At 63.7% G+C, this 19,491-nt stretch carries 19 protein-coding genes; 17 read left to right on the plus strand and 2 right to left on the minus strand.

The annotated features are described in order from the left end of the window. Window positions 1-7: 7 nt before the first annotated feature. The 13 genes from murC (at window position 8) to F8O08_RS06500 (ending at window position 14,303) form a co-directional block, all read left to right on the plus strand. Window positions 8-1,420 carry a UDP-N-acetylmuramate--L-alanine ligase gene (gene murC, locus F8O08_RS06440; RefSeq protein ID WP_158042882.1) on the plus strand — a complete coding sequence of 471 codons (1,413 nt, stop codon included), beginning with the start codon at window positions 8-10 and terminating at the stop codon, window positions 1,418-1,420. Next, window positions 1,410-2,468, plus strand: coding sequence for an FtsQ-type POTRA domain-containing protein (locus F8O08_RS06445; RefSeq protein WP_158042883.1), 1,059 nt, complete (start codon window positions 1,410-1,412; stop codon window positions 2,466-2,468). The genes murC and F8O08_RS06445 overlap by 11 nt, the downstream gene beginning before the upstream one ends. Window positions 2,469-2,634: 166 nt before the next feature. Next, window positions 2,635-3,849, plus strand: a complete 1,215-nt coding sequence (gene ftsZ, locus F8O08_RS06450) for a cell division protein FtsZ (protein ID WP_158042884.1) — start codon at window positions 2,635-2,637, stop codon at window positions 3,847-3,849. Continuing rightward, on the plus strand, window positions 3,846-4,616 hold the full coding sequence (locus F8O08_RS06455) for a YggS family pyridoxal phosphate-dependent enzyme (protein ID WP_225733593.1): 771 nt from the start codon (window positions 3,846-3,848) through the stop codon (window positions 4,614-4,616). The genes ftsZ and F8O08_RS06455 overlap by 4 nt, the downstream gene beginning before the upstream one ends. A 29-nt stretch (window positions 4,617-4,645) precedes the next feature. Further along, on the plus strand, window positions 4,646-5,128 hold the full coding sequence (locus F8O08_RS06460; protein WP_158031611.1) for a cell division protein SepF: 483 nt from the start codon (window positions 4,646-4,648) through the stop codon (window positions 5,126-5,128). A gap of 19 nt (window positions 5,129-5,147) precedes the next feature. Beyond that, entirely contained in the window at window positions 5,148-5,435 is a 288-nt protein-coding gene (locus F8O08_RS06465) for a YggT family protein (protein ID WP_158038104.1), read from the plus strand. 64 nt (window positions 5,436-5,499) lie between these two features. Next, complete coding sequence (locus F8O08_RS11050) at window positions 5,500-6,168, plus strand: DivIVA domain-containing protein (protein WP_158038103.1); 669 nt, start codon at window positions 5,500-5,502, stop codon at window positions 6,166-6,168. An 8-nt stretch (window positions 6,169-6,176) separates the two neighbouring features. Further along, window positions 6,177-6,752: a signal peptidase II gene (gene lspA / locus F8O08_RS06475; RefSeq protein WP_158042885.1), complete on the plus strand. Its 576-nt coding sequence runs from the start codon at window positions 6,177-6,179 to the stop codon at window positions 6,750-6,752. Continuing rightward, window positions 6,742-7,668 carry an RluA family pseudouridine synthase gene (locus tag F8O08_RS06480; protein WP_158042886.1) on the plus strand — a complete coding sequence of 309 codons (927 nt, stop codon included), beginning with the start codon at window positions 6,742-6,744 and terminating at the stop codon, window positions 7,666-7,668. Before lspA ends, F8O08_RS06480 begins: the two co-directional genes overlap by 11 nt. 46 nt (window positions 7,669-7,714) lie before the next feature. Next, window positions 7,715-11,242 (plus strand): DNA polymerase III subunit alpha, encoded by a 3,528-nt coding sequence (gene dnaE / locus F8O08_RS06485; RefSeq protein WP_225733429.1) that lies wholly within the window; start codon window positions 7,715-7,717, stop codon window positions 11,240-11,242. Between the two features lie 157 nt (window positions 11,243-11,399). Further along, complete coding sequence (gene hisD / locus F8O08_RS06490; RefSeq protein ID WP_158043019.1) at window positions 11,400-12,710, plus strand: histidinol dehydrogenase; 1,311 nt, start codon at window positions 11,400-11,402, stop codon at window positions 12,708-12,710. 7 nt (window positions 12,711-12,717) lie between these two features. Further along, window positions 12,718-13,230, plus strand: coding sequence for a transcriptional regulator NrdR (gene nrdR / locus F8O08_RS06495; protein ID WP_158038100.1), 513 nt, complete (start codon window positions 12,718-12,720; stop codon window positions 13,228-13,230). Further along, on the plus strand, window positions 13,230-14,303 hold the full coding sequence (locus F8O08_RS06500) for a quinone-dependent dihydroorotate dehydrogenase (RefSeq protein ID WP_158038234.1): 1,074 nt from the start codon (window positions 13,230-13,232) through the stop codon (window positions 14,301-14,303). Before nrdR ends, F8O08_RS06500 begins: the two co-directional genes overlap by 1 nt. 1 nt (window position 14,304) lies before the next feature. Here F8O08_RS06500 and F8O08_RS06505 read toward each other — a convergent pair whose 3' ends face one another. Then, a complete protein-coding gene (locus F8O08_RS06505; protein ID WP_158038099.1) occupies window positions 14,305-14,889 on the minus strand; it encodes a DUF3043 domain-containing protein in 585 nt (194 codons plus the stop codon). A 262-nt stretch (window positions 14,890-15,151) separates the two neighbouring features. Here F8O08_RS06505 and F8O08_RS06510 point away from each other — a divergent pair, with 262 nt between their 5' ends. The 4 genes from F8O08_RS06510 (at window position 15,152) to F8O08_RS06525 (ending at window position 18,854) form a co-directional block, all read left to right on the plus strand. After that, a complete protein-coding gene (locus tag F8O08_RS06510; RefSeq protein ID WP_318655640.1) occupies window positions 15,152-15,502 on the plus strand; it encodes an iron-sulfur cluster assembly accessory protein in 351 nt (116 codons plus the stop codon). A 241-nt stretch (window positions 15,503-15,743) separates the two neighbouring features. Then, window positions 15,744-16,661 carry a cytochrome c oxidase subunit II gene (coxB, locus tag F8O08_RS06515; RefSeq protein WP_158031604.1) on the plus strand — a complete coding sequence of 306 codons (918 nt, stop codon included), beginning with the start codon at window positions 15,744-15,746 and terminating at the stop codon, window positions 16,659-16,661. Window positions 16,662-16,674: 13 nt separating this feature from the next. Next, the gene (ctaD, locus tag F8O08_RS06520) at window positions 16,675-18,405 is read left to right on the plus strand and encodes a cytochrome c oxidase subunit I (RefSeq protein ID WP_158031603.1); all 1,731 of its coding nucleotides are present in this window, start codon (window positions 16,675-16,677) and stop codon (window positions 18,403-18,405) included. 2 nt (window positions 18,406-18,407) lie between these two features. After that, on the plus strand, window positions 18,408-18,854 hold the full coding sequence (locus F8O08_RS06525) for a cytochrome c oxidase subunit 4 (RefSeq protein ID WP_158031602.1): 447 nt from the start codon (window positions 18,408-18,410) through the stop codon (window positions 18,852-18,854). Between the two features lie 79 nt (window positions 18,855-18,933). Here the strand turns inward: F8O08_RS06525 and F8O08_RS06530 are convergent, their stop codons facing one another. Continuing rightward, window positions 18,934-19,335: a hypothetical protein gene (locus tag F8O08_RS06530; RefSeq protein WP_158038098.1), complete on the minus strand. Its 402-nt coding sequence runs from the start codon at window positions 19,333-19,335 to the stop codon at window positions 18,934-18,936. Window positions 19,336-19,491 lie beyond the last annotated feature (156 nt).

Below are 19,491 nucleotides of genomic sequence, written 5' to 3' on the forward strand. Positions count from 1 at the left end.
GGACGAAATGAACGACACGAACACATCAGTCGACTCGTCGAACACACTGCCTGACGAACTGGGGCACATCCATTTCATCGGCATCGGCGGTGCCGGTATGAGCGGCATCGCGCACATGATGGCTGCGAAGGGTCTGCAGGTCACCGGCTCTGATCAGGCGGACAGCGCCAATGTGCAGGCCCTGCGCGAACTGGGCGTCACCGTCGCCATCGGACACTCCGCCGACCATGTGCACGACGTCGACACCGTCGTGATCTCGTCGGCGGTGCACGAGAGCAACCCTGAGCTGGCGGCGGCCAGAGCAGCAGGCCTGCGCGTCATCCACCGGTCACAGGCATTGGAGTGGCTGACTCGCGGCCACCGGGTCATCGCGGTCGCCGGAGCGCACGGCAAGAGCACGAGCACCGGAATGCTGATCACCGCCCTGCGCGAACTTGGCGCCGACCCGAGCTTCGTCAACGGCGCGATCATCAAAGAGCTCGGCACCAATGCGGGCTGGGGCGAATCAGACCTGTTCGTGCTGGAGGCCGACGAGTCGGACGGCTCGTTCCTGCGATACGAGACGGCCGGCGTGCTGGTGACGAACATCGACACCGAGCATCTTGACCACTACGGCACCGCGCAGGGCATCGAAGACGCCTTCGTGCGCTTCATCACCAGCGCCGCGGAGTTCTCGGTGGTCAACGGCAGCGACCGTCTCACCAAAGCGATTCTGCCTCGACTCGACAGCGCCGAACATCTGATCACATTCGGCGAGGCCGGCGACGGCAACGACTTGGAGCTGACCGAGGTGACGCCACAGGGGTGGGAGACCGACGTTGCTGTGACTGCGCAGCCGGAGGGAAGCATCCGCTTTCGCAGCGACCTGCTCGGCCACCACAATGCACTGAACGCGCTCGGCGTCGCTGCGGTGCTGCGTGAGCTCGGGTATCCGCTGGCCGATGCGCTGCGCGCGGCAGGCCATTACCAGGGAACCGCTCGCCGGTTCGATCGTCAGGCCGTGGTCGGCGGGGTGACCGTCGTCGACGACTACGCGCATCATCCCACCGAGGTCGCCGCGGTGCTCACGGCCGCACATGAGCTGGCCGGTGACGGGCACGTGTTGGTGATCTTCGAACCGCACCTCTACAGCCGCACGCGCGATCACGCCGACGAGTTCGCGCAGGTCTTCGCGCGCTGGGCCGATTTCGTCGACGTGCTGACGCTGCGCGGAGCTCGGGAGGATCCGATCCCGGGCATCGACTCGGCCTGGCTGGTCAGCAGGTTCCCGCGCCCCGATCTCGGACATTACAGCCCGACGTGGGATGACGCCGTCGAACAGATCGTGCGTCGTGCGCGGCCGGGCGATATCGTGCTGACTCTCGGCGTGGGGCTCTACCCGATTCTGCCGCGACTGCTGGAGCGTCTGCGTGAGCGGTGACGATCGCATTCGGCGACCGTACCTGCGAACCCAGGGCGATGACGAACCCGGTGAACGGGGACGCACCGGGCGCGCAGGCGGTCGAAAGAGCAGCGGGCGAGGAACATCCCGGCCTCGCGAGGTCGGAACACCACGCGTCGATGCGGAGTCGACCGACTGGCGGTCGGGGCTGAGCGCTCGCTGGCAGGAGGCCAGAACGGCTCGCGCCGCCAGAGCTCAGCTGCGAGCGACGGTTCGTCGACGGCGCGCTCGTGAGCGCGAGGATCTGCGCGCTGCCGGTCGTCTCGATCGTTCCGGCGATCTCGCCGGCGGTCAGCAGCGTGCGGGGCAGGGGAGAGCAGCGACTGCGGCGACTCGGGCGAGCATCGGCTCGCTCTTCCACGACCTGCACCTCGGGCGGTTCCTCATCATCGGACTGGCCGTGGTCATCGCCGTCACCATCGGCCTCGTGTTCTCGCCGTGGCTGTCGGTGCAGCATATCGAGGTGCGTGGAACGCAGCGTGCATCGGCAGCCGAGCTGAGCGACGCGCTGAGCGACCAAGTGGGGCGACCGATCATCGGACTCTCCGGGGCGCAGATCGAGCGCGAGCTGCAGCAGTTCAGTGCTGTCGAGTCGTACAGTATCCGTGCCGAGCTGCCGGGCACCCTGATTGTGACTGTGACCGAACGGGCCCCCATCGGCGTCTTCAAGAAGGGCGATTCCTACCTGTTGGTGGATGCGGCAGGTGTGGTGGTGCAGAGCGCAGATCAGCCTGAGGAGGGGTACCCCACACTGCAGGTCGCCTCGACGGATCCGCAGTCGCCGGCGTTCTCGTCAGTCGCAGCTGTGCTGCGCAGCCTGGACGGTGACCTGCTGGCTCAGGTGGCCACTGCGCAGGCGAGCACACAGGATGACGTGCAGCTCACACTGCGCAGCGGGACGACCGTCGTCTGGGGAGACGGCAGCGAGACGGAGCTCAAGGCGCGCGTGCTTCGTGCGCTCGTGGGGGACCGGCCGGATGCCAAGCACATCGACGTCTCCTCGCCCTCGCTCCCGGTGGCCTCATGACGAGCGCGTCCGCCATGCTCGGATTTCGCATCCAAGTCGCGACACACCGCATGAGCCGTCGTGTTTCGGCGTTCAGACGTGGATACTTTCTCAGAGATCAAACGTATACGCAGTATAACTTTAACGCTCCAGTTGAAGTTGAAGGTTGACGGAAGGCCGGTCCAATATGTCGAACCAGAACTACCTCGCCGTGATCAAAGTGGTCGGCATCGGCGGCGGCGGCGTCAATGCAGTGAACCGCATGATCGAGCGCGGGCTCAAAGGCGTCGAGTTCATCGCCATCAACACGGATGCGCAGGCACTGCTGCTGAGTGACGCAGACGTCAAGCTCGACGTCGGTCGCGAGTCGACCCGTGGGCTCGGCGCTGGCGCTGACCCTGAGGTCGGGCGACGTGCGGCCGAAGAGCACGCCGACGAGATTGAAGAGACGCTGCGCGGCGCCGACATGGTCTTCGTGACTGCCGGCGAGGGCGGTGGCACGGGCACCGGAGGCGCTCCCGTCGTCGCCAAGATCGCGAAGTCGATCGGGGCTCTGACGATCGGTGTGGTCACCAAGCCGTTCTCGTTCGAGGGCAAGCGGCGTATGTCTCAGGCAGAGTCGGGTGTTCAGGCGCTGCGTGCCGAGGTCGACACGCTGATCACCGTGCCGAACGACCGGCTGCTCGAGATCAGTGATCGCGGCATCACCATGCTCGAGGCGTTCTCGATCGCCGATCAGGTGCTGCTCGCCGGTGTTCAGGGCATCAGCGATCTGATCACGACACCGGGGCTGATCAACCTCGACTTCGCCGACGTGCAGTCAGTGATGCAGGGAGCCGGCACGGCTCTGATGGGCATCGGTTCCGCGCGCGGAGCCGACCGGGCGATCAAAGCGGCGGAACTCGCCATCTCGTCGCCGCTGCTGGAGTCGACGATCGATGGCGCGCACGGTGTGCTCATCTCGGTGCAGGGCGGGTCGGACCTCGGCATCTTCGAGATCAACGACGCCGTGCAGCTGGTGCAGGAGGTCGTGCACGCCGAGGCGAACATCATCTTCGGCACCGTGCTTGACGACGCACTGGGCGACGAGGTGCGCGTCACCGTGATCGCAGCCGGCTTCGACGAAGAGGACGAACTGCGAAATCTGCGTCGTGGTCGCGACGAGCGCGGACATGCGGCACCCGCGGCAGCCGAGAGGTCGACGGCCGCGCCGACGACCGACGAGCCGGACGAGGCCGCCGTGTCGAACGCCGCAGACGCCGACACGACAGCAGCCGGCAGTGATGCCGGCGGCGCTGAGCAGTCGGTCGACACCAGTGTCGCCGACCCCTATGCGGCGCGTTCGTATCCGTTCGAGCGGCTCGACGATCAGGAGCTCGATGTTCCTGACTTCCTGAAGTGAGTTCGGAGTTCGAGTCGGTGCCCGCCCCAAGCGAGCCGATCGACCTTGGGTCGTCGCCGCAGCCGGAGCCTCGGCTTGCCGGGGGCGAGGCAGGTGTCACGGAGCGTCTGCGCGCGTTCGAGAGTGATCTGCAAGCAGAGCTGAGCCTGTGCGGCCGTCGCCGTGACGAGGTGCAGGTGATCGTCGTCACGAAGTACCACACACCGGAGCTCGCCGCTGTGCTGAGCGCCGCCGGGCAGAGAGACTTCGGTGAGAACACTCTGCAGGGGCTGCACGCCAAACTCGAGGCAGATCCTGCGCTGGCGTCGGCTCGATGGCACTTCATCGGGCAGCTGCAGCGCAAGAAAGCCGGTCAGGTCGCTCGACTGGCGTCGGCGATCCATTCCATCGATCGTCCAGAGCTCGTCGATCGCATCGACCGGATCGAGCTGGATCATGCTGTCGACGCGTTCGTCCAAGTCTCGCTCGACGGTCAGCCCGATCGAGGGGGAGTGTCGTCTGACGAGCTCGATCATCTGGTCGAACGTGTGCTTTCTTCGCCGCACCTGCGTCTTGAGGGCCTGATGGCTGTGGCGCCGCTCGGGGAGGATGCCGATCAGGCGTTCGAACGACTGCAGGAGCTCTCGACGCGCATTCAGCGCATCGCTCCCGAGGCGCAGAGTATCTCGGCAGGGATGAGCGGGGACTGGCAGGCGGCCATCCGCCATGGTGCGACACACCTGCGAATCGGCACGGCAATCACTGGAAAACCGGTCTCCGGCCGCTAACCTGTGACAGAGACATTGGAGGATGCCCCATGGGAAACCCACTGCGCAAGACACTTGAGTACCTCGGACTCGTCGACGACGACCAGTACGTCGATGAGACTCCGGCAGCGCCCGCAACTGAGCGTCCGGCGGCAGCTGCCGCTCAGACGACGACAACGCATGCCCAGCAGCGCAGCAACGTCACGCCGCTGCGACGCACGCCAGCACAGACCCAGGCAGGTGAATTGAACGAGATTCTGACCGTCCATCCGAAGAAGTACGCTGACGTGCAGATGATCGCCGAGGGCTTCCGCGGTGGCGTCCCCGTGATCATCAACCTCAGCCAGATGACCGAGCCGGACGCCCGTCGTCTGATCGATTTCGCGTCAGGTCTCGCGCAGGGGCTCTTGGGCAAGATCGAACGGGTGACGCCGAAGGTGTTCCTTCTCTCGCCGCAGAACGTACTCGTGAGCGGCGGGCAGCAGCGCGACGACGAAGATCCCAGCCAGGTCGGGTTCTTCACCGAGCAGTAGTCTCTGACGGCGACTCGGCGTGAGCATCCTCTTCGGCATTCTCGGCTGGCTCTGCCAGACCTACTCATCGATTCTCTTCCTGAGGTTTCTGGTCGAGCTGGTTCTGGGGCTTCGCCGATCTGCGCGACTGCCGCATCTCGTCACGGTTCTCGCCGAGCTGCTCTTCACGATCACCGACCCGCCGGTGCGGCTGGCACGACGACTCCTTCCTCCGCTGCGAGTCGGTCAGGTCAGCCTCGACTTTGGCATCTTCCTCTCCATTTTTGTCTTCAGCACCCTAGGTGCGGTTTTCAATGGTCTAAGATGAATCTGATGGGGTTTGGCTCAAGCTCAAGTCGAGAGCGAAACTACACACGAATTAGGAGTAAGTAATGGCCTTAACGCCCGATGACGTTCTGAACAAGCGGTTCCAGACGACGAAGTTCCGCGATGGCTATGAGCAGGACGAAGTCGATGACTTCCTTGATGAGGTCGTCGTCGAGTTCCGTCGCCTGAGCGAAGAGAACGAGTCGCTCAAGGCCAAGGCTCAGGAGGCCGACGAGCTGAAATCGAAGCTGGCTCGCGCCGAGGCAGAGATCAAGATGCTGCGTCAGAGCCGTGGCACCGAGGCCGCGCCGGCAGCAGTCGCCGCAACCGCGCCCGCTGCTGCTGCACCCACGACGAACAACGCGTCAAACGATGCCGAGCCGCGTAACGAGTCGGACGAGGCCACCTCGCTCCTGCAGCTTGCCCGCACTCTGCACGATCAGCACGTTCGCGAAGGCGAAGAGACCAAAGAGAAGACCATCTCCGAGGCTCGCGTCGAGGCTCGCCGCATCCTCACCGAGGTGCAGGATCGCAAGACCAAAGAACTCAACGACCTCACTCAGCGCAAGACGACTCTTGAAGCCGACATCAAAGATCTCGAGACGTTCGAGCGTCAGTACCGTTCGTCGCTCAAGTCGTTCATCAGCGGCCAGCTCAAAGACCTCGAGTCGTCAGGTTCGCTCGCTGAGAGCACCACGAAGTCGGTGCACGGCAGCAGCAACGGCCGAAAGTAGCGTGACGCGTGGCTGATTCCTCAGCCTCGCACGAGATCGAGCGGCGGGCCTCGGCCCGCCGCTCGATTCTGTCTGTGCTGGGCATCGCGTCTGTGGCGGTGGTCATCGACCAGCTCGTCAAGATCTGGGCGATCGCGTCTCTGACATTGGGGCAGCCGGTCTCGCTGGTCGGCGACCTCGTTCAGCTTCGTCTGGTGTTCAATCCGGGTGCGGCATTCTCGATGGGCGAAGAGATGACGTGGGTCTTCACCGTGCTCGCCGTCGTCGTGTCCGGTGTGCTCGTCTGGTTTTCGCGGTCACTGCGCTCGACCCCCTTGATCGTGCTTTTCGGCGTCTTCCTGGGCGGTGTCGTCGGCAACCTGATCGACCGTCTGTTCCGTCCGCCCGCATTCGCGCGGGGGCACGTGGTCGACTTTCTGCAGCTCAAGGGCTTCGCGATCGTGAATCTCGCCGACATCATGCTCACCTGTGCGGTGATCGGGCTGGTGCTGATCATGCTCTTCCGCCCTCGCCAGTTCGAAGAGGTATCGGCAGCGGCCAAGGGCGAGTCGTCAGCGGCACGAGCAGACGAACATGCCCAGTAAACTCGTCTCCATTCCACCTGAGCTGATCGGTCAGCGCGCCGACACCGGCCTGGCAGAGCTGACCGGACTGTCCCGAGCTCGTATTCAGTCGCTGATGACTTCAGGCGATGTCACCCAGGGCGGCGAGCCGCTGCACAAGGCCGATCGACTCGAAGATCATGGTCTCGTCACGGTCTACTGGGAGGAGGAAGACCGTCTCGCGGTGCGTCCACTCGACGTTCCGGAGCTCGAGATCGTCTACCTCGACGATGACATCGTCATCGTGAACAAGCCAGTGGGCGTTGTCGCGCACCCGGCGACCAGCTGGACCGGCCCGACGGTGCTCGGTGTTCTCGCCGCACGTGGGATCTCGGTGGCACAGGGCGGCCCTCCCGAACGGCATGGCATCGTGCAGCGACTGGACGTCGGCACGAGCGGCCTCATGATGGTGGCGCGAAGTGAGCCGGCCTACAGTGCGCTGAAGCAGGCCTTTCGCGAGCACACGGTGCACAAGACGTATCAGGCGGTCGTGCACGGGCATCCAGACCCCAGCAGCGGAACCATCGACGCGCCGATCGGCCGTCTGCCGCGCGCCGACTGGAAGTTCGGCGTGGTCGCCGGAGGGCGCCCTTCGGTGACCCACTACCGAACGCTCGAGGCCTTCGCTCGCGGCTCGCTGCTCGAGATCCACCTCGAGACCGGACGCACCCACCAGATTCGTGTCCACATGTCTGCACGGCATCATCCGCTGATGGGTGACCCGCTCTATGGTGGCGATCCTGTGCTGGCCGAGCAGCTCGGTCTCACTCGACAGTGGCTGCACGCGGTGCGTCTTGAGTTCGCTCACCCAGTGACCGCAGCGTCGATGGTCGTCGACAGCGAACCGCCGACAGATCTGCGGCACGCACTCTCGCTGCTGCGCGACCCACAGGCGTAGACTAAGTCGAGTTCCCCTGAGTCACGTCTGCGAAAGGCGATCGTTCTTGGCTGCATCATCGAGCACCGCTTCCGACAGCTTCGTGCACCTGCATGTGCACAGCGAATACTCCATGCTGGACGGTGCCGCGAAGATCAAACCGCTCATCGCCGAGGCGGCTCGGCTTGAGATGCCGGCGTTGGCCATCACTGACCATGGCAACATGTTCGGCACCTATGAGTTCTACTATGCGTGTCAGGACGCCGGGATCAAACCGATCATCGGCCTCGAGGCCTACCTGACGCCGGGCACCAAACGCCAGGACCGCTCACGCGTGCGGTGGGGCAGCGGCGGCGAAGACGACGTCTCGGGTGGCGGGTCGTACACGCACGCGACCATGCTCGCTGAGACGACCGAGGGCATGCACAACCTCTTCCGGCTGGCATCGCTGTCGTCGATCGAGGGGTTCTACTTCAAACCTCGTATGGATCTCGAACTGCTGCAGCAGTATGCCAAAGGCATCATCGCGACGACGGGCTGCGCCAGCGGCGAGATCCAGACTCGCCTGCGCCTGGGCCAGTACAAAGAGGCTCGCGAGGCTGCGGCACGGTACCGCGACATCTTCGGGCCCGACAACTACTACTGCGAGATCATGGATCACGGCATCGACATCGAGCGCCGTGTGATGAGCGATCTGATCGATCTCGCCAAGGATCTGCAGATTCCGCTGGTGGCCAGCAACGACCTCCACTACACGCATGCAGAGGATGCCCATGCGCACGCCGCGCTGCTGTGCGTGCAGTCCGCCTCAACTCTTGACGATCCCAAGAGGTTCCGCTTCGGCAGCGACGAGTTCTACCTGAAGACTCCGAAGCAGATGCGGGAGCTGTTCCGGGACTATCCAGGCGCCTGCGACAACACGCTGCGCATCGCCGAACGCTGCGAGGTGGAGTTCGTCAAACGCGACCTCACTCCGAAGTTCGACGTGCCGGAGGGCGAGACGGAGCTCACCTGGTTCAAGTCCGAGGTCGAGACGGGGCTGCACTCCAGATACGGTGAGACCGTTCCCGATCCGGTTCGCGAGCGGGCGAACTACGAGATGGGCATCATCGAGCAGATGGGCTTCCCAGGCTACTTCCTCGTGGTCGCCGACTTCATCCAGTGGGCCAAGGGCAACGGCGTGCGCGTCGGCCCCGGGCGAGGGTCAGCAGCAGGATCGATGGTCGCCTATGCCATGCACATCACCGAGGTCGATCCGCTCGAACACGGCCTCATGTTCGAGCGATTCCTGAATCCCGAGCGTGTGTCGATGCCCGACGTCGACGTCGACTTCGACGACCGTCGCCGCACCGACGTGATCAAATACGTCACCGAGAAGTACGGCTATGACCGGGTCTGTCAGATTGTCACCTACGGGTCGATCAAGGCGAAGCAGGCGCTGAAAGACTCATCTCGCATCCTCGGGCTGCCGTTCTCGGCCGGCGAGAAGCTCACGAAGGCGTTTCCGCCCGCCGTCATGGGCAAAGAGATGACTCTCGAAGAGATGTACGACCCGGATGCCAAGCGCTATCAGGAGGGCGCCGAGTTCCGCGAGGTCGTCGAGGGCGACGAAGTCTCGCAGAAGATCCTGGAGACGGCGCGGGGCATCGAAGGTCTGAAGCGCCAGTGGGGCGTGCACGCAGCGGGCGTGATCATGAGCCAGGAGGCTCTGATCGACAACATCCCGATCATGAAGCGCGAAGAAGACGGCGCGATCATCACGCAGTATCCGTACCCGGCGTGCGAGAACCTGGGTCTGCTCAAGATGGACTTTCTCGGTCTGCGCAACCTGACCGTGATGGGCGATGCCGTCGATTCGATCAAACAGAACCGTGGCGAGACGCTCAACCTGCAAGAGGTCTCTCTCGACGACAAACCGACGTACGACCTGCTCTCCCGGGGCGATACCCTCGGTGTGTTCCAGCTCGACGGCGGGCCGATGCGCACCCTGCTCAAGCAGATGAAGCCAGACAGCTTCGCCGACATCTCGGCTGTGATCGCGCTCTACCGCCCAGGCCCCATGGGCATGAACTCGCACACGAACTACGCGCTGCGCAAGAACGGCCTGCAGCCGATCCAGCCGATTCACCCAGAGCTCGAAGAGCCGCTGAGAGACATCTTGGGCGAGACCTACGGCCTGATCGTCTACCAGGAGCAGGTCATGGGCGTCGCCCAGAAGGTGGCCGGCTTCACCCTCGGTCAGGCCGACATGCTCCGTCGCGCCATGGGCAAGAAGAAGAAGTCCGAGCTCGACAAGCAGTACGCCAACTTTCATCAGGGCATGGTCGATCGCGGCTACTCAGAAGAGGCCGTCAAAGCGCTCTGGGATACGCTGCTTCCCTTCGCCGGCTATGCGTTCAACAAGGCGCACTCGGTCGGCTACGGGGTCGTCTCCTACTGGACAGCCTTCCTGAAGGCCAACTACCCGGCCGAGTACATGTCGGCTCTGCTCACCAGCGTCGGTGACTCCAAAGACAAACTCGCGATGTACCTGAACGAGTGCCGCCATATGGGCATCTCGGTGCTGCCGCCCGACGTCAACTCTTCGTTCCTCGGGTTCTCGGCCGTCGGAACAGACATTCGATTCGGTCTGGGGGCGGTGCGCAACGTCGGCGCCAACGTCGTCGACGCGATCGTGAAGACCCGTGAGACAGAAGACCCGTTCACGAGCTTTCACGACTTTCTGCGCAAAGTGCCGCTCACCGTCTGCAACAAGCGCACCATCGAATCGCTGATCAAAGCAGGTGCCTTCGACTCGCTCGGCAGCACCCGCCGCGCGCTCATCGAGATTCACGAGCAGGCAGTCGACGAAGCGGCCAAACTCAAACGCAACGAAGCGCACGGCCAAGTCGACCTGTTCGCCGGGATGTTCGACCTCGACGAACAGCCGGGGGCCGAGGTGCCTGACCGCCCCGAGTGGGACAAACACATCAAGCTCTCGTTCGAGCGCGAGATGCTCGGACTCTACGTGTCTGACCATCCCCTGCACGGGCTGGAGCGCGAGCTCTCTCGGCACGCAGATGCGAACATCGTCGACATCACCGGTGGCGAACGGTTCCACGACGGAGACAAAGTCGCCATCGCCGGGCTCATCACGAGCGTGCAGAAGCGCATTGCGCGCAACAGCGGCAATGAGTACGCCATCATCGAGGTCGAAGACTTCACCGGCGAGATGTCAGCGCTGTTCATGGGCAAGACCTTCCAGGAGTTCTCTCCGGCGCTGGTAGCCGACTCCATCGTGGTCGTGCGCGGTCGCATCAACGAGCGGGATGACGGCGCGACGCTGCATGCCTATTCTGTTTTCACCCCCGAGATCAAGGGCGCCGGGGGAGCCGGACTACCGTTAATGCTGAGCATTCCAGAGCTGACGGCGACACCAGAGATCGTCGAAGATCTGTCGTCTATTCTGGTGCGCCACAGCGGAGACACCGAGGTGCTGCTGAAGCTGATGACTGCGGGTGCCGAGCGCGTCTTCGAGATTCCCTATCGAGTCAGCGTCACTGCGGCACTGTACAGCGAGCTCAAAGCACTGCTCGGCGCCAGCTGCATCGATTGAGGCCAAGTCCACGGCGCATCCGTCGAGGCAGCGTCCATACTGAGGGCAGCGCCGATACTGGGGACAGCGTCGACACTAGGGCCGCGTCGACACTGGGGTGCAGAGCCGACACGGAAGACAGTGTCGACACGGGGCGCAGAGTAGACTGTGGTGCGTGATGCACACTATCGATTTTCGCGAGCAGAACGTCCACTCCCTCTCTCTCAGAGACCGGCTTCCCCGCCCGCACCATGACGTGGCCGCCGCCGAGCAGGCTGCGCAGCAGCTCATCGCCGACGTGCGAGAGAACGGTCGCGCGGCGCTGATCGATCAGGCTCAGCGGTTCGATCACGTGCAGATCGACGAGTTCCGGGTCAGCCAGGCCGAGATCGACGCCGCGGTTCGCGAACTCGATCCGAGCATCCGCCACTCGCTCGAGATCGCCATCGAACGCGTGCGCAAGGCGACAGCTGCTCAGCTGCGCGAGCCGGTCGTCACAACCTTTCCCGGCGGGTCGCGAATCACCCAGCGCTGGGCACCGGTGCAGGCCGCGGGGCTCTACGTGCCCGGTGGCAAGGCGGTGTACCCGTCGAGCGTGATCATGAACGTCGTGCCGGCACAGGTCGCAGGCGTACCGCGGCTGGCGCTCGTCTCTCCGGCGCAGCAGGCCTTCGGCGGCGCCGTGCACCCCCTGACCCTTGCGACGGCCGGTCTGCTCGGGCTCGACGAGATCTATGCCCTCGGCGGAGCCGGAGCGATCGCTGCGCTGGCCTACGGGGTGCCTGAGATCGGGCTCGACGCCGTCGATGTGATCAGCGGGCCCGGCAACGCCTTCGTCGCCGCCGCGAAGCTGGCCGTCTCTCGCGACGTGGCCATCGACTCCGTGGCCGGTCCGACTGAGATTCTCGTCATCGCCGACGAACACGCTGACGCCGATCTGGTCGCGGCAGACCTGCTGAGTCAGGCCGAGCACGACGAGGATGCCTCCTCGGTCTTGGTGACCGACTCCGAGACGTTCGCCGATCAGGTTCGTGCGCGACTGAGCGTTCGTCTGGATCACACACCCAACCGGGAACGTGCCTCAGTCGCACTGAACGGGGAGCAGTCGGCCGTGGTCCTGGTCGACGACCTCGATGCCGCGCTCGCGGTGAGCGACGCCTACGCTCCCGAGCACCTTGAGATCATCACTGAGAGCGCCGAAGAGCTGGCCGATCGGGTGCGCAACGCCGGCGCGATCTTCGTCGGTCCCTACTCTCCGGTTCCGCTGGGAGATTACATGGCAGGGTCAAACCACGTGCTGCCGACGAGTGGGCGCGCGCGATTCAGCCCGGCGCTGGGCGCCTACACCTTCCTGCGTCCGCAGCAGATCATCGAGTACACGCGCGAGGGGCTCGCAGAGATCGCCGAGCCCATCGAACGGTTCGCAGAGGCCGAGAAGCTGAACGCACACGCCGAAAGCATCGCCGCACGATTCGAGAGCAAGGCCTGAGTCACCGATGCACTGTCCTTTCTGCCGCCACCCAGACTCCCGGGTCGTCGACTCTCGTACGTCCGACGACGGAACGTCCATTCGCCGCCGTCGCCAGTGCCCGGCCTGTGGTCGTCGGTTCAGCACGATCGAGACGGCATCGCTGTCGGTGGTCAAGAGCGGGGGAGTGCTCGAGCCTTTTCGACGTGACAAGATCATCGCCGGTGTGCGCAAGGCCTGCCAGGGCCGGCCGGTCAGTGACAGCGACCTCGCACTGCTCGCCCAGCGTGTCGAAGAGACCATTCGGCAGAGCGGCGCCAGCGAGGTCAAGTCGCATGACGTCGGACTCGCCATTCTCGAGCCGCTGCTCGAACTCGACGAGGTGGCGTATCTGCGCTTTGCGAGCGTCTACCGCAGTTTTTCGTCGATTGACGACTTCGAAGAGGCCGTGAAACGACTCCGCGGCCGAGCAGCCGCACACGACGCTGCGAATGACCAGGCTGCTGCCACCGCGAAGAGTGCCGAGAAGGGCGACGCATGATCTACCGGCTGCTGTTCGACAACGTGCTCACCCGCATGAACCCCGAGAAGGCGCACGTGCTCACCGTCGCGCTGCTGCGCGTGGCCCATGCCACTGGCGTCGGTGCCGTCGCGAGAGCCTGCACGCGTCCGGATCAACTGCTCGAAGTCGAAGCATTCGGCCAGCGTTTTGCCACACCGTTCGGCATCGCTGCGGGCCTGGACAAGAACGCGGTCATGTTCGAGGCGCTCGGCGACCTCGGCTTCGGCCACGTCGAGGTCGGTACCATCACGGCAGATCCGCAGCCGGGCAACCCTCGGCCCCGACTGTTTCGGCTGCCCGCCGACCGTGCGCTCATCAATCGCATGGGCTTCAACAACAAAGGCGCGGCCGCTGCCGCGGAACGCCTTCGTGCCCGCGATCGGCGATCAGCGCTGCGGGTGGGCGTCAACATCGGCAAGAACAAAGTCGTCCCGCTCGACGAGGCCCCCGAGAGCTACCAGCGGGCAGCCAGAGCGCTGGCGCCGCTCGCCGACTACCTGGCCGTCAACGTGAGCAGCCCGAACACGCCGGGGCTTCGCTCGCTGCAGCATGTGGAGACGCTGCAGCCACTGCTCAGCGGCATTCGCGAGGTCGCAGGCAGAACGCCGGTGCTGGTGAAGATCGCTCCGGACATGAGCGATGACGAACTCGTCGCGATCTTGGCGATGACGACCGAGCTCGGACTCGCTGGGATCATCGTGACCAACACCACAGTGTCGCGGGAAGGGCTTACCACCGACCCCGCGACCGTGGAGCGCATGGGCGCCGGAGGTCTCTCGGGACGGCCACTGCACGATCGCTCCCGTGAAGTGCTGCGTCTGCTCGCCGCACACAACGAAGCCCGCCTGCCCATCGTCTCTGTGGGCGGCATCCGCGACGCCGCTGATGTGTGGGAGCGCCTCGAACTCGGGGCGACACTCGTGCAGGGCTATTCAGAGTTCATCTATGCCGGCCCGGGGTGGGCCCGACAGATCAACCGGCAGCTGAAGAAGCGGCTGCAGCGCAGCCGCTTCTCATCGTTCGCCGAGCTGACCGCAGCCGCGTACCGCTGAGTCAGAGGCGGCGGTTCGGGTCGAACTCGCCGCGCTTGACCGCGGGCTTCGGCAGACGCATGCCGCGCATCTGGATCGCGCGCATCGCAGCGTAGACGCCGAGACCCTTCTCGACCTCGTCTTTGCCGAAACGGTCGGCGGCGATCTTCCGTGCTTTGCGTCCGATCACAAACGAGTCGATGAGCAGCGCGGCGACGAAGACCCACAGACCGACGGTGTAGATCGTGACGATCATCGGCTCGCGGATGAAGGTCAGCACGATGACGATGATCATCACGGGAAGCATGAACTCTCCCAGTGACCAGCGGGCGTCCACGTAGTCGCGAATCAGACGCTTCTGCGGCCCTTTCTCTTTGGCCGGCAGAAACCGGTCGTCGCCCGCGGCCATACCGAGCCGTGCCTTCTCTCTTTCGGAACGGGCACGAGCCTTCGCCTCTTTGCGATCATTTGGAATGAGCGGCCGCTGGTTTCGGGCCTCAGCCTCACGGCGTTTCGGGGTGGGGCGCCCTTTGCCCTGATGCAACGTCTCGTCAGTCGACTCATTCTGATCGTTGTCCTGTGCGGAATCGTGGTGCCTGCTGCTCACGCGTGCTGCTCCTGGAAGTCGAGGTGTGCCAGATCGACGCGGAGCGCCGACCTTCGGGCGCCGTCTCCGACGCACTGCTCCATTCTATGCGGTGCCACAGCGACGCCAACCGGCATGGCGATGGCCCGAGCCGACCCTGCCTGGCGAAACTCCGCAGTGCCGGGAACACACCAGTGCGCGACGACGTTGGAAACGACGTAGGATGCTTGCAGAGATCGCCGGGCGTCGATGACGCGCGGTGCAGCTGAAGAAGGAGACCATCGTGGCAACCGACACCATTGAGAAGCACAACGTCGCGCTCACCGATTCCGCGGCGGAGAAAGTGCACGCTCTGCTCACACAGGAGGGCCGCGAAGACCTTCGCCTGCGTGTTGCCGTTCAGCCCGGGGGCTGCTCAGGCCTGATCTACCAGCTCTACTTCGATGAGCGGCTGCTCGACGACGATCTGCTCGCCGAGTTCGCTGAAGGAGTCGAAGTCGTCGTCGACAAGATGAGCGCACCGTATCTCGACGGTGCGACCATCGACTTCGAAGACTCCATTCAGAAGCAGGGCTTCACGATCGACAACCCCAATGCGCAGGGGTCATGCGCGTGCGGCGACTCGTTCCACTGATTCTTCGGCTTCGTCAGACGGCGGTCACCACCCGAGTGTGAGTCTCGGGCGGTGACCGCCGTCTGCGTGTCGCGGCGTCCAGGCCCACGGGCTCAGGGCTCATGCTGTGAATTTCACAGCCGATGCACGGAGAATTCAGTCTTTCGGTGTGCATATGGTCAGTGAGACGGTTCGGAGTGGGTAATATGGATAGTGCGTCGATGTATGTCGATGCTGCGTTCAGAAGCTACCGATAGGAACAATGGTGCGTTCGAGAGTGAAGAGAGCCGTCGCTGCGAGCGGCGTCTTGGGCATCGCGGCCCTGGCGTTGAGCGGGTGTTCAGATGATGCGAAGCGAGGGTTTCTCCCCGCGTCAGACACCACTGACCACACTCAGCAGATCACTGATCTGTGGGTTCATTCATGGGTCGTGCTCTTGGGCGTGGGCTTGGTCGTCTGGGGCCTGGTCGTGTGGTGCGTCGTCGTCTACCGGCGTCGTAAGGGTGACACCGGCGTTCCCTCGCAGACTCGCTACAACCTGCCGATCGAGGTTCTGTACACCGCCGTGCCGTTCGTGCTGATCATCGGGTTCTTCATTGCGACCGTCCATGTGCAGTCGGCAACCGAGGCCAAGGCGACGCCTGCCTACGACGGAGCCGACGTTCAGGTGCAGGTCGTCGGCAAACAGTGGAGCTGGGACATCAACTACCTCACCACTGCTGGCGACCCTGACGTTCACGAAGACGCCGGCATTCAGGCCGACTACGTCAGCGGCCCGACGTTCGACGAGTCGAAGCTGCCGACGCTGTACCTCCCGGTGAACAAAGAGGTCAAGATCAAGCTCGACGCTCGCGACGTCGCCCACTCGTTCTGGGTGCCGCAGTTCCTGTACAAGAAAGATCTGCTTCCGGGCGTGCACAACAACTACTGGACGTTCACTCCTGAAAAAGAAGGAACGTTCCCGGTCAAGTGCGCCGAGCTCTGCGGCGAGTACCACTCGATGATGCTCATGAACGTGAAGGTCGTCTCTGACAGCGAGTACCAGACGCACATCGCGGAGCTCCGCGAGCGTGGCAACACCGGCGCACTCGGGCATGAGCTCGACCGCCGCCAAGATCTGAAATACAACTCCGATGATGCCGAGCACACGCACAGCGCTGCTGCCGTGACAGAGAATTGAGGGGAAGAGAACTATGACTTCCGCAACAGCAGTCGCGGGCTACTCGCCCAAGCTGGGTAAGAAAGGCCATTCGATCGTCAGATTCCTGACGACGACCGACCACAAGACGCTCGGCTACCTGTACATCGTCCAGTCGTTCGTCTGGTTCCTGTTCGCCGGCGTGCTGGCCCTGCTCATCCGAGCGCAGCTCTTCGAGCCGGGCCTTCAGGTGATCCCGACGAAAGAGCAGTACAACCAGCTCTTCACCATGCACGGCATCATCATGCTGCTGATGTTCGCGACACCGCTCTTCGCCGGTTTCGCAAACGTTCTGGTGCCACTGCAGATCGGTGCACCGGATGTCGCGTTCCCGCGTCTGAACGCGCTGGGCTACTGGACGTACACCGTGGGTTCGCTCATCGCGGTCGCCGGGTTCCTCACGCCTCAGGGTGCAGCCTCGTTCGGATGGACCGCCTACGTTCCACTGTCGACGTCGACGTACTCACCCGGTATGGGCGGCGATCTCTGGGTCATCGGCCTCGCCATGTCCGGCTTCGGAACGATCATGGGTGCGGTGAACTTCATCGCGACGATCGTCTCGCTGCGTGCGCCGGGTATGACGATGTGGCGTATGCCGATCTTCACCTGGAACACGCTGGTCACCAGCATCTTGGTGATCATGGCGTTCCCGCCCTTCGCAGCTGCGCTCTTCGCTCTGTTCGCCGACCGCAAGTTCGGCACGCACATCTTCGATCCAGAGACCGGTGGAGCCATGCTCTTCCAGCATGTGTTCTGGTTCTTCGGTCACCCTGAGGTCTACGTCATCGCGCTGCCGTTCTTCGGCATCGTCTCAGAGATCATTCCGGTCTTCAGCCGCAAGCCGATCTTCGGCTACCGCACACTGGTTCTCGCGACGATCTCGATCGCGGCCCTTTCCGCGACCGTCTGGGCGCATCACATGTACGTCACCGGCCAGGTGCTGCTGCCGTTCTTCTCACTGATGACGATGGCCATCGCCATTCCGACCGGCGTGAAGTTCTTCGACTGGATAGGCACGATGTGGCGAGGGTCTCTTACCTTCGAGACCCCGATGCTCTGGTCGATCGGCTTTCTGATCACCTTCTGCTTCGGTGGACTCACCGGTGTGATCCTGGCCAGCCCTGCTCTCGACTTCCAGGTGTCTGACACCTACTTCGTCGTGGCGCACTTCCACTACACGCTGTTCGGAACCGTCGTGTTCGCCATGTTCGCAGGTCTGTACTTCTGGTGGCCGAAGTTCACGGGCAAGATGCTCAACGAGACCTTGGGCAAGGTGCACTTCTGGCTGCTGTTCATCGGCTTCCATACGACGTTCCTCGTGCAGCACTGGCTCGGCGCGATGGGCATGCCTCGTCGCTACTACACCTACCTGCCGCAGGACGGCTTCACAGTGCTGAACCAGGTGTCGACCATCGGTGCCGCCATTCTGGCGATCTCGTTCCTGCCGTTCTTCTGGAACGTCTACATGACCACTCGCTACGGCAAGCGCGTCAACGTCGACGATCCTTGGGGCTTCGGCGGCTCGCTCGAATGGGCCACCAGCTGCCCGCCGCCGCGGCACAACTTCACGGCGATCCCGCGCATCCGCTCGGAGCGTCCGGCGTTCGACCTGCACCATCCCGAACTCGCACTCGCCACGGCCAAGCAGACCGAGCAGGCAGACCGACATGAGGCTCTCGCCGACGTGCCGGCCGTCCGTGCGGCGAGCGACAAGAAAGAGAACTGAGAATGAAGACTGCAGCACATATCTTCTTCGGCATCGGCCTGTTCTTCCTGGTCGGTCTGGTCGCATACTTCGTGTGCAGCCTCGCGTTCGTCAACGACGGCGTCGGACTGTTCAATCCTGCCGTTCCGATCGAGCCCGCGGGTGCGACCGTACTGGCCCTGGGCATCGGCATGGCCTGGTTTCCCGCCTTCTACTTCTACAAGGCGTCGAAGAACGCAGGCGGAACCCTTCCTGAGGATGATCTCGAGGCGAAGATCGAAGACGCCGACCCCGACTACGGCTGGTACAGCCCGTGGAGCTGGTGGCCTTTCGCGCTCTCGCTGGCAGCCGGAGTGATCTTCCTGGGCCTGGCCGTCGGAACGTGGATGACGATCATCGGCGGTGCGCTGCTGGTCGTGACCGTCATCGGCTTCTCATTTGAGAACCACCGCAATCGGCTGGCACACTGATCGTCGACTGACCTGCTGAACAGAACAGCGGCCCCGCATCTTACTGATGCGGGGCCGCTGTTTTCGTCTCTCTCAGCGATCAGACTGATGCTGACTCGAAGAACTTCAGAAAGTCGTCCCAAGAGACGCGCTGCAGCGGGATTCGCCAATCGGGGAGACCAACGTTGGTGGCTGCAGCCGCGGAATAGATGAAGCGGGGACGTGGACGGTTTGTCTCGTGAGCCTCCGGAGCCTTCACCGTGACCCCGCTCTTCGCCTCCGCGTCGCCCTCAGGGTCATCCACGAGCACACCGGTCGAGCCCGGGCGATCAGTGCGGTGCACAACCCAGGTGTTGTCGGCGACTCGGGTGAATCGCACCGGCACCTTGTTGCGTATGAACAGCTCGATGCTGCCGAACTCACGAGGCAGCTGCTCTGGGCGCTCAAGTGGAAAATACCGCTGGCCGTCGATGACGACTGGGCTGACGCGTTTGGTGATCATGCTGATGCCTCCTTGCATCTCGGCCGGTCGACGCCCCGTTGCGTCTGACAGCCCCTGGCGCATCACCAGGTGATTCGCATTCTAGGAGGCTTCCGCTGCGAACTGAGCATCCAGCTGGGAGCGAATACGATTGGCCACCGAGCCAGGGGAGCGGAC

It is taken from the genome of Pseudoclavibacter sp. CFCC 13611 (assembly GCF_008831225.1).
Classification (GTDB): Bacteria; Actinomycetota; Actinomycetes; order Actinomycetales; family Microbacteriaceae; genus Pseudoclavibacter_A.

Excerpts from the sequence above, each read along its gene's own strand:
- murC (WP_158042882.1), top strand. The coding sequence starts at position 8 with ATGAACGACACGAACACATCAGTCGACTCGTCGAACACACTGCCTGAC.
- ftsZ (WP_158042884.1), top strand. The coding sequence starts at position 2,635 with ATGTCGAACCAGAACTACCTCGCCGTGATCAAAGTGGTCGGCATCGGC.
- F8O08_RS06460 (WP_158031611.1), top strand. The coding sequence starts at position 4,646 with ATGGGAAACCCACTGCGCAAGACACTTGAGTACCTCGGACTCGTCGAC.
- F8O08_RS11050 (WP_158038103.1), top strand. The coding sequence starts at position 5,500 with ATGGCCTTAACGCCCGATGACGTTCTGAACAAGCGGTTCCAGACGACG.
- F8O08_RS06480 (WP_158042886.1), top strand. The coding sequence starts at position 6,742 with ATGCCCAGTAAACTCGTCTCCATTCCACCTGAGCTGATCGGTCAGCGC.
- hisD (WP_158043019.1), top strand. The coding sequence starts at position 11,400 with ATGCACACTATCGATTTTCGCGAGCAGAACGTCCACTCCCTCTCTCTC.
- nrdR (WP_158038100.1), top strand. The coding sequence starts at position 12,718 with ATGCACTGTCCTTTCTGCCGCCACCCAGACTCCCGGGTCGTCGACTCT.
- coxB (WP_158031604.1), top strand. The coding sequence starts at position 15,744 with ATGGTGCGTTCGAGAGTGAAGAGAGCCGTCGCTGCGAGCGGCGTCTTG.
- ctaD (WP_158031603.1), top strand. The coding sequence starts at position 16,675 with ATGACTTCCGCAACAGCAGTCGCGGGCTACTCGCCCAAGCTGGGTAAG.
- F8O08_RS06525 (WP_158031602.1), top strand. The coding sequence starts at position 18,408 with ATGAAGACTGCAGCACATATCTTCTTCGGCATCGGCCTGTTCTTCCTG.
- F8O08_RS06530 (WP_158038098.1), bottom strand. The coding sequence starts at position 19,335 with ATGATCACCAAACGCGTCAGCCCAGTCGTCATCGACGGCCAGCGGTAT.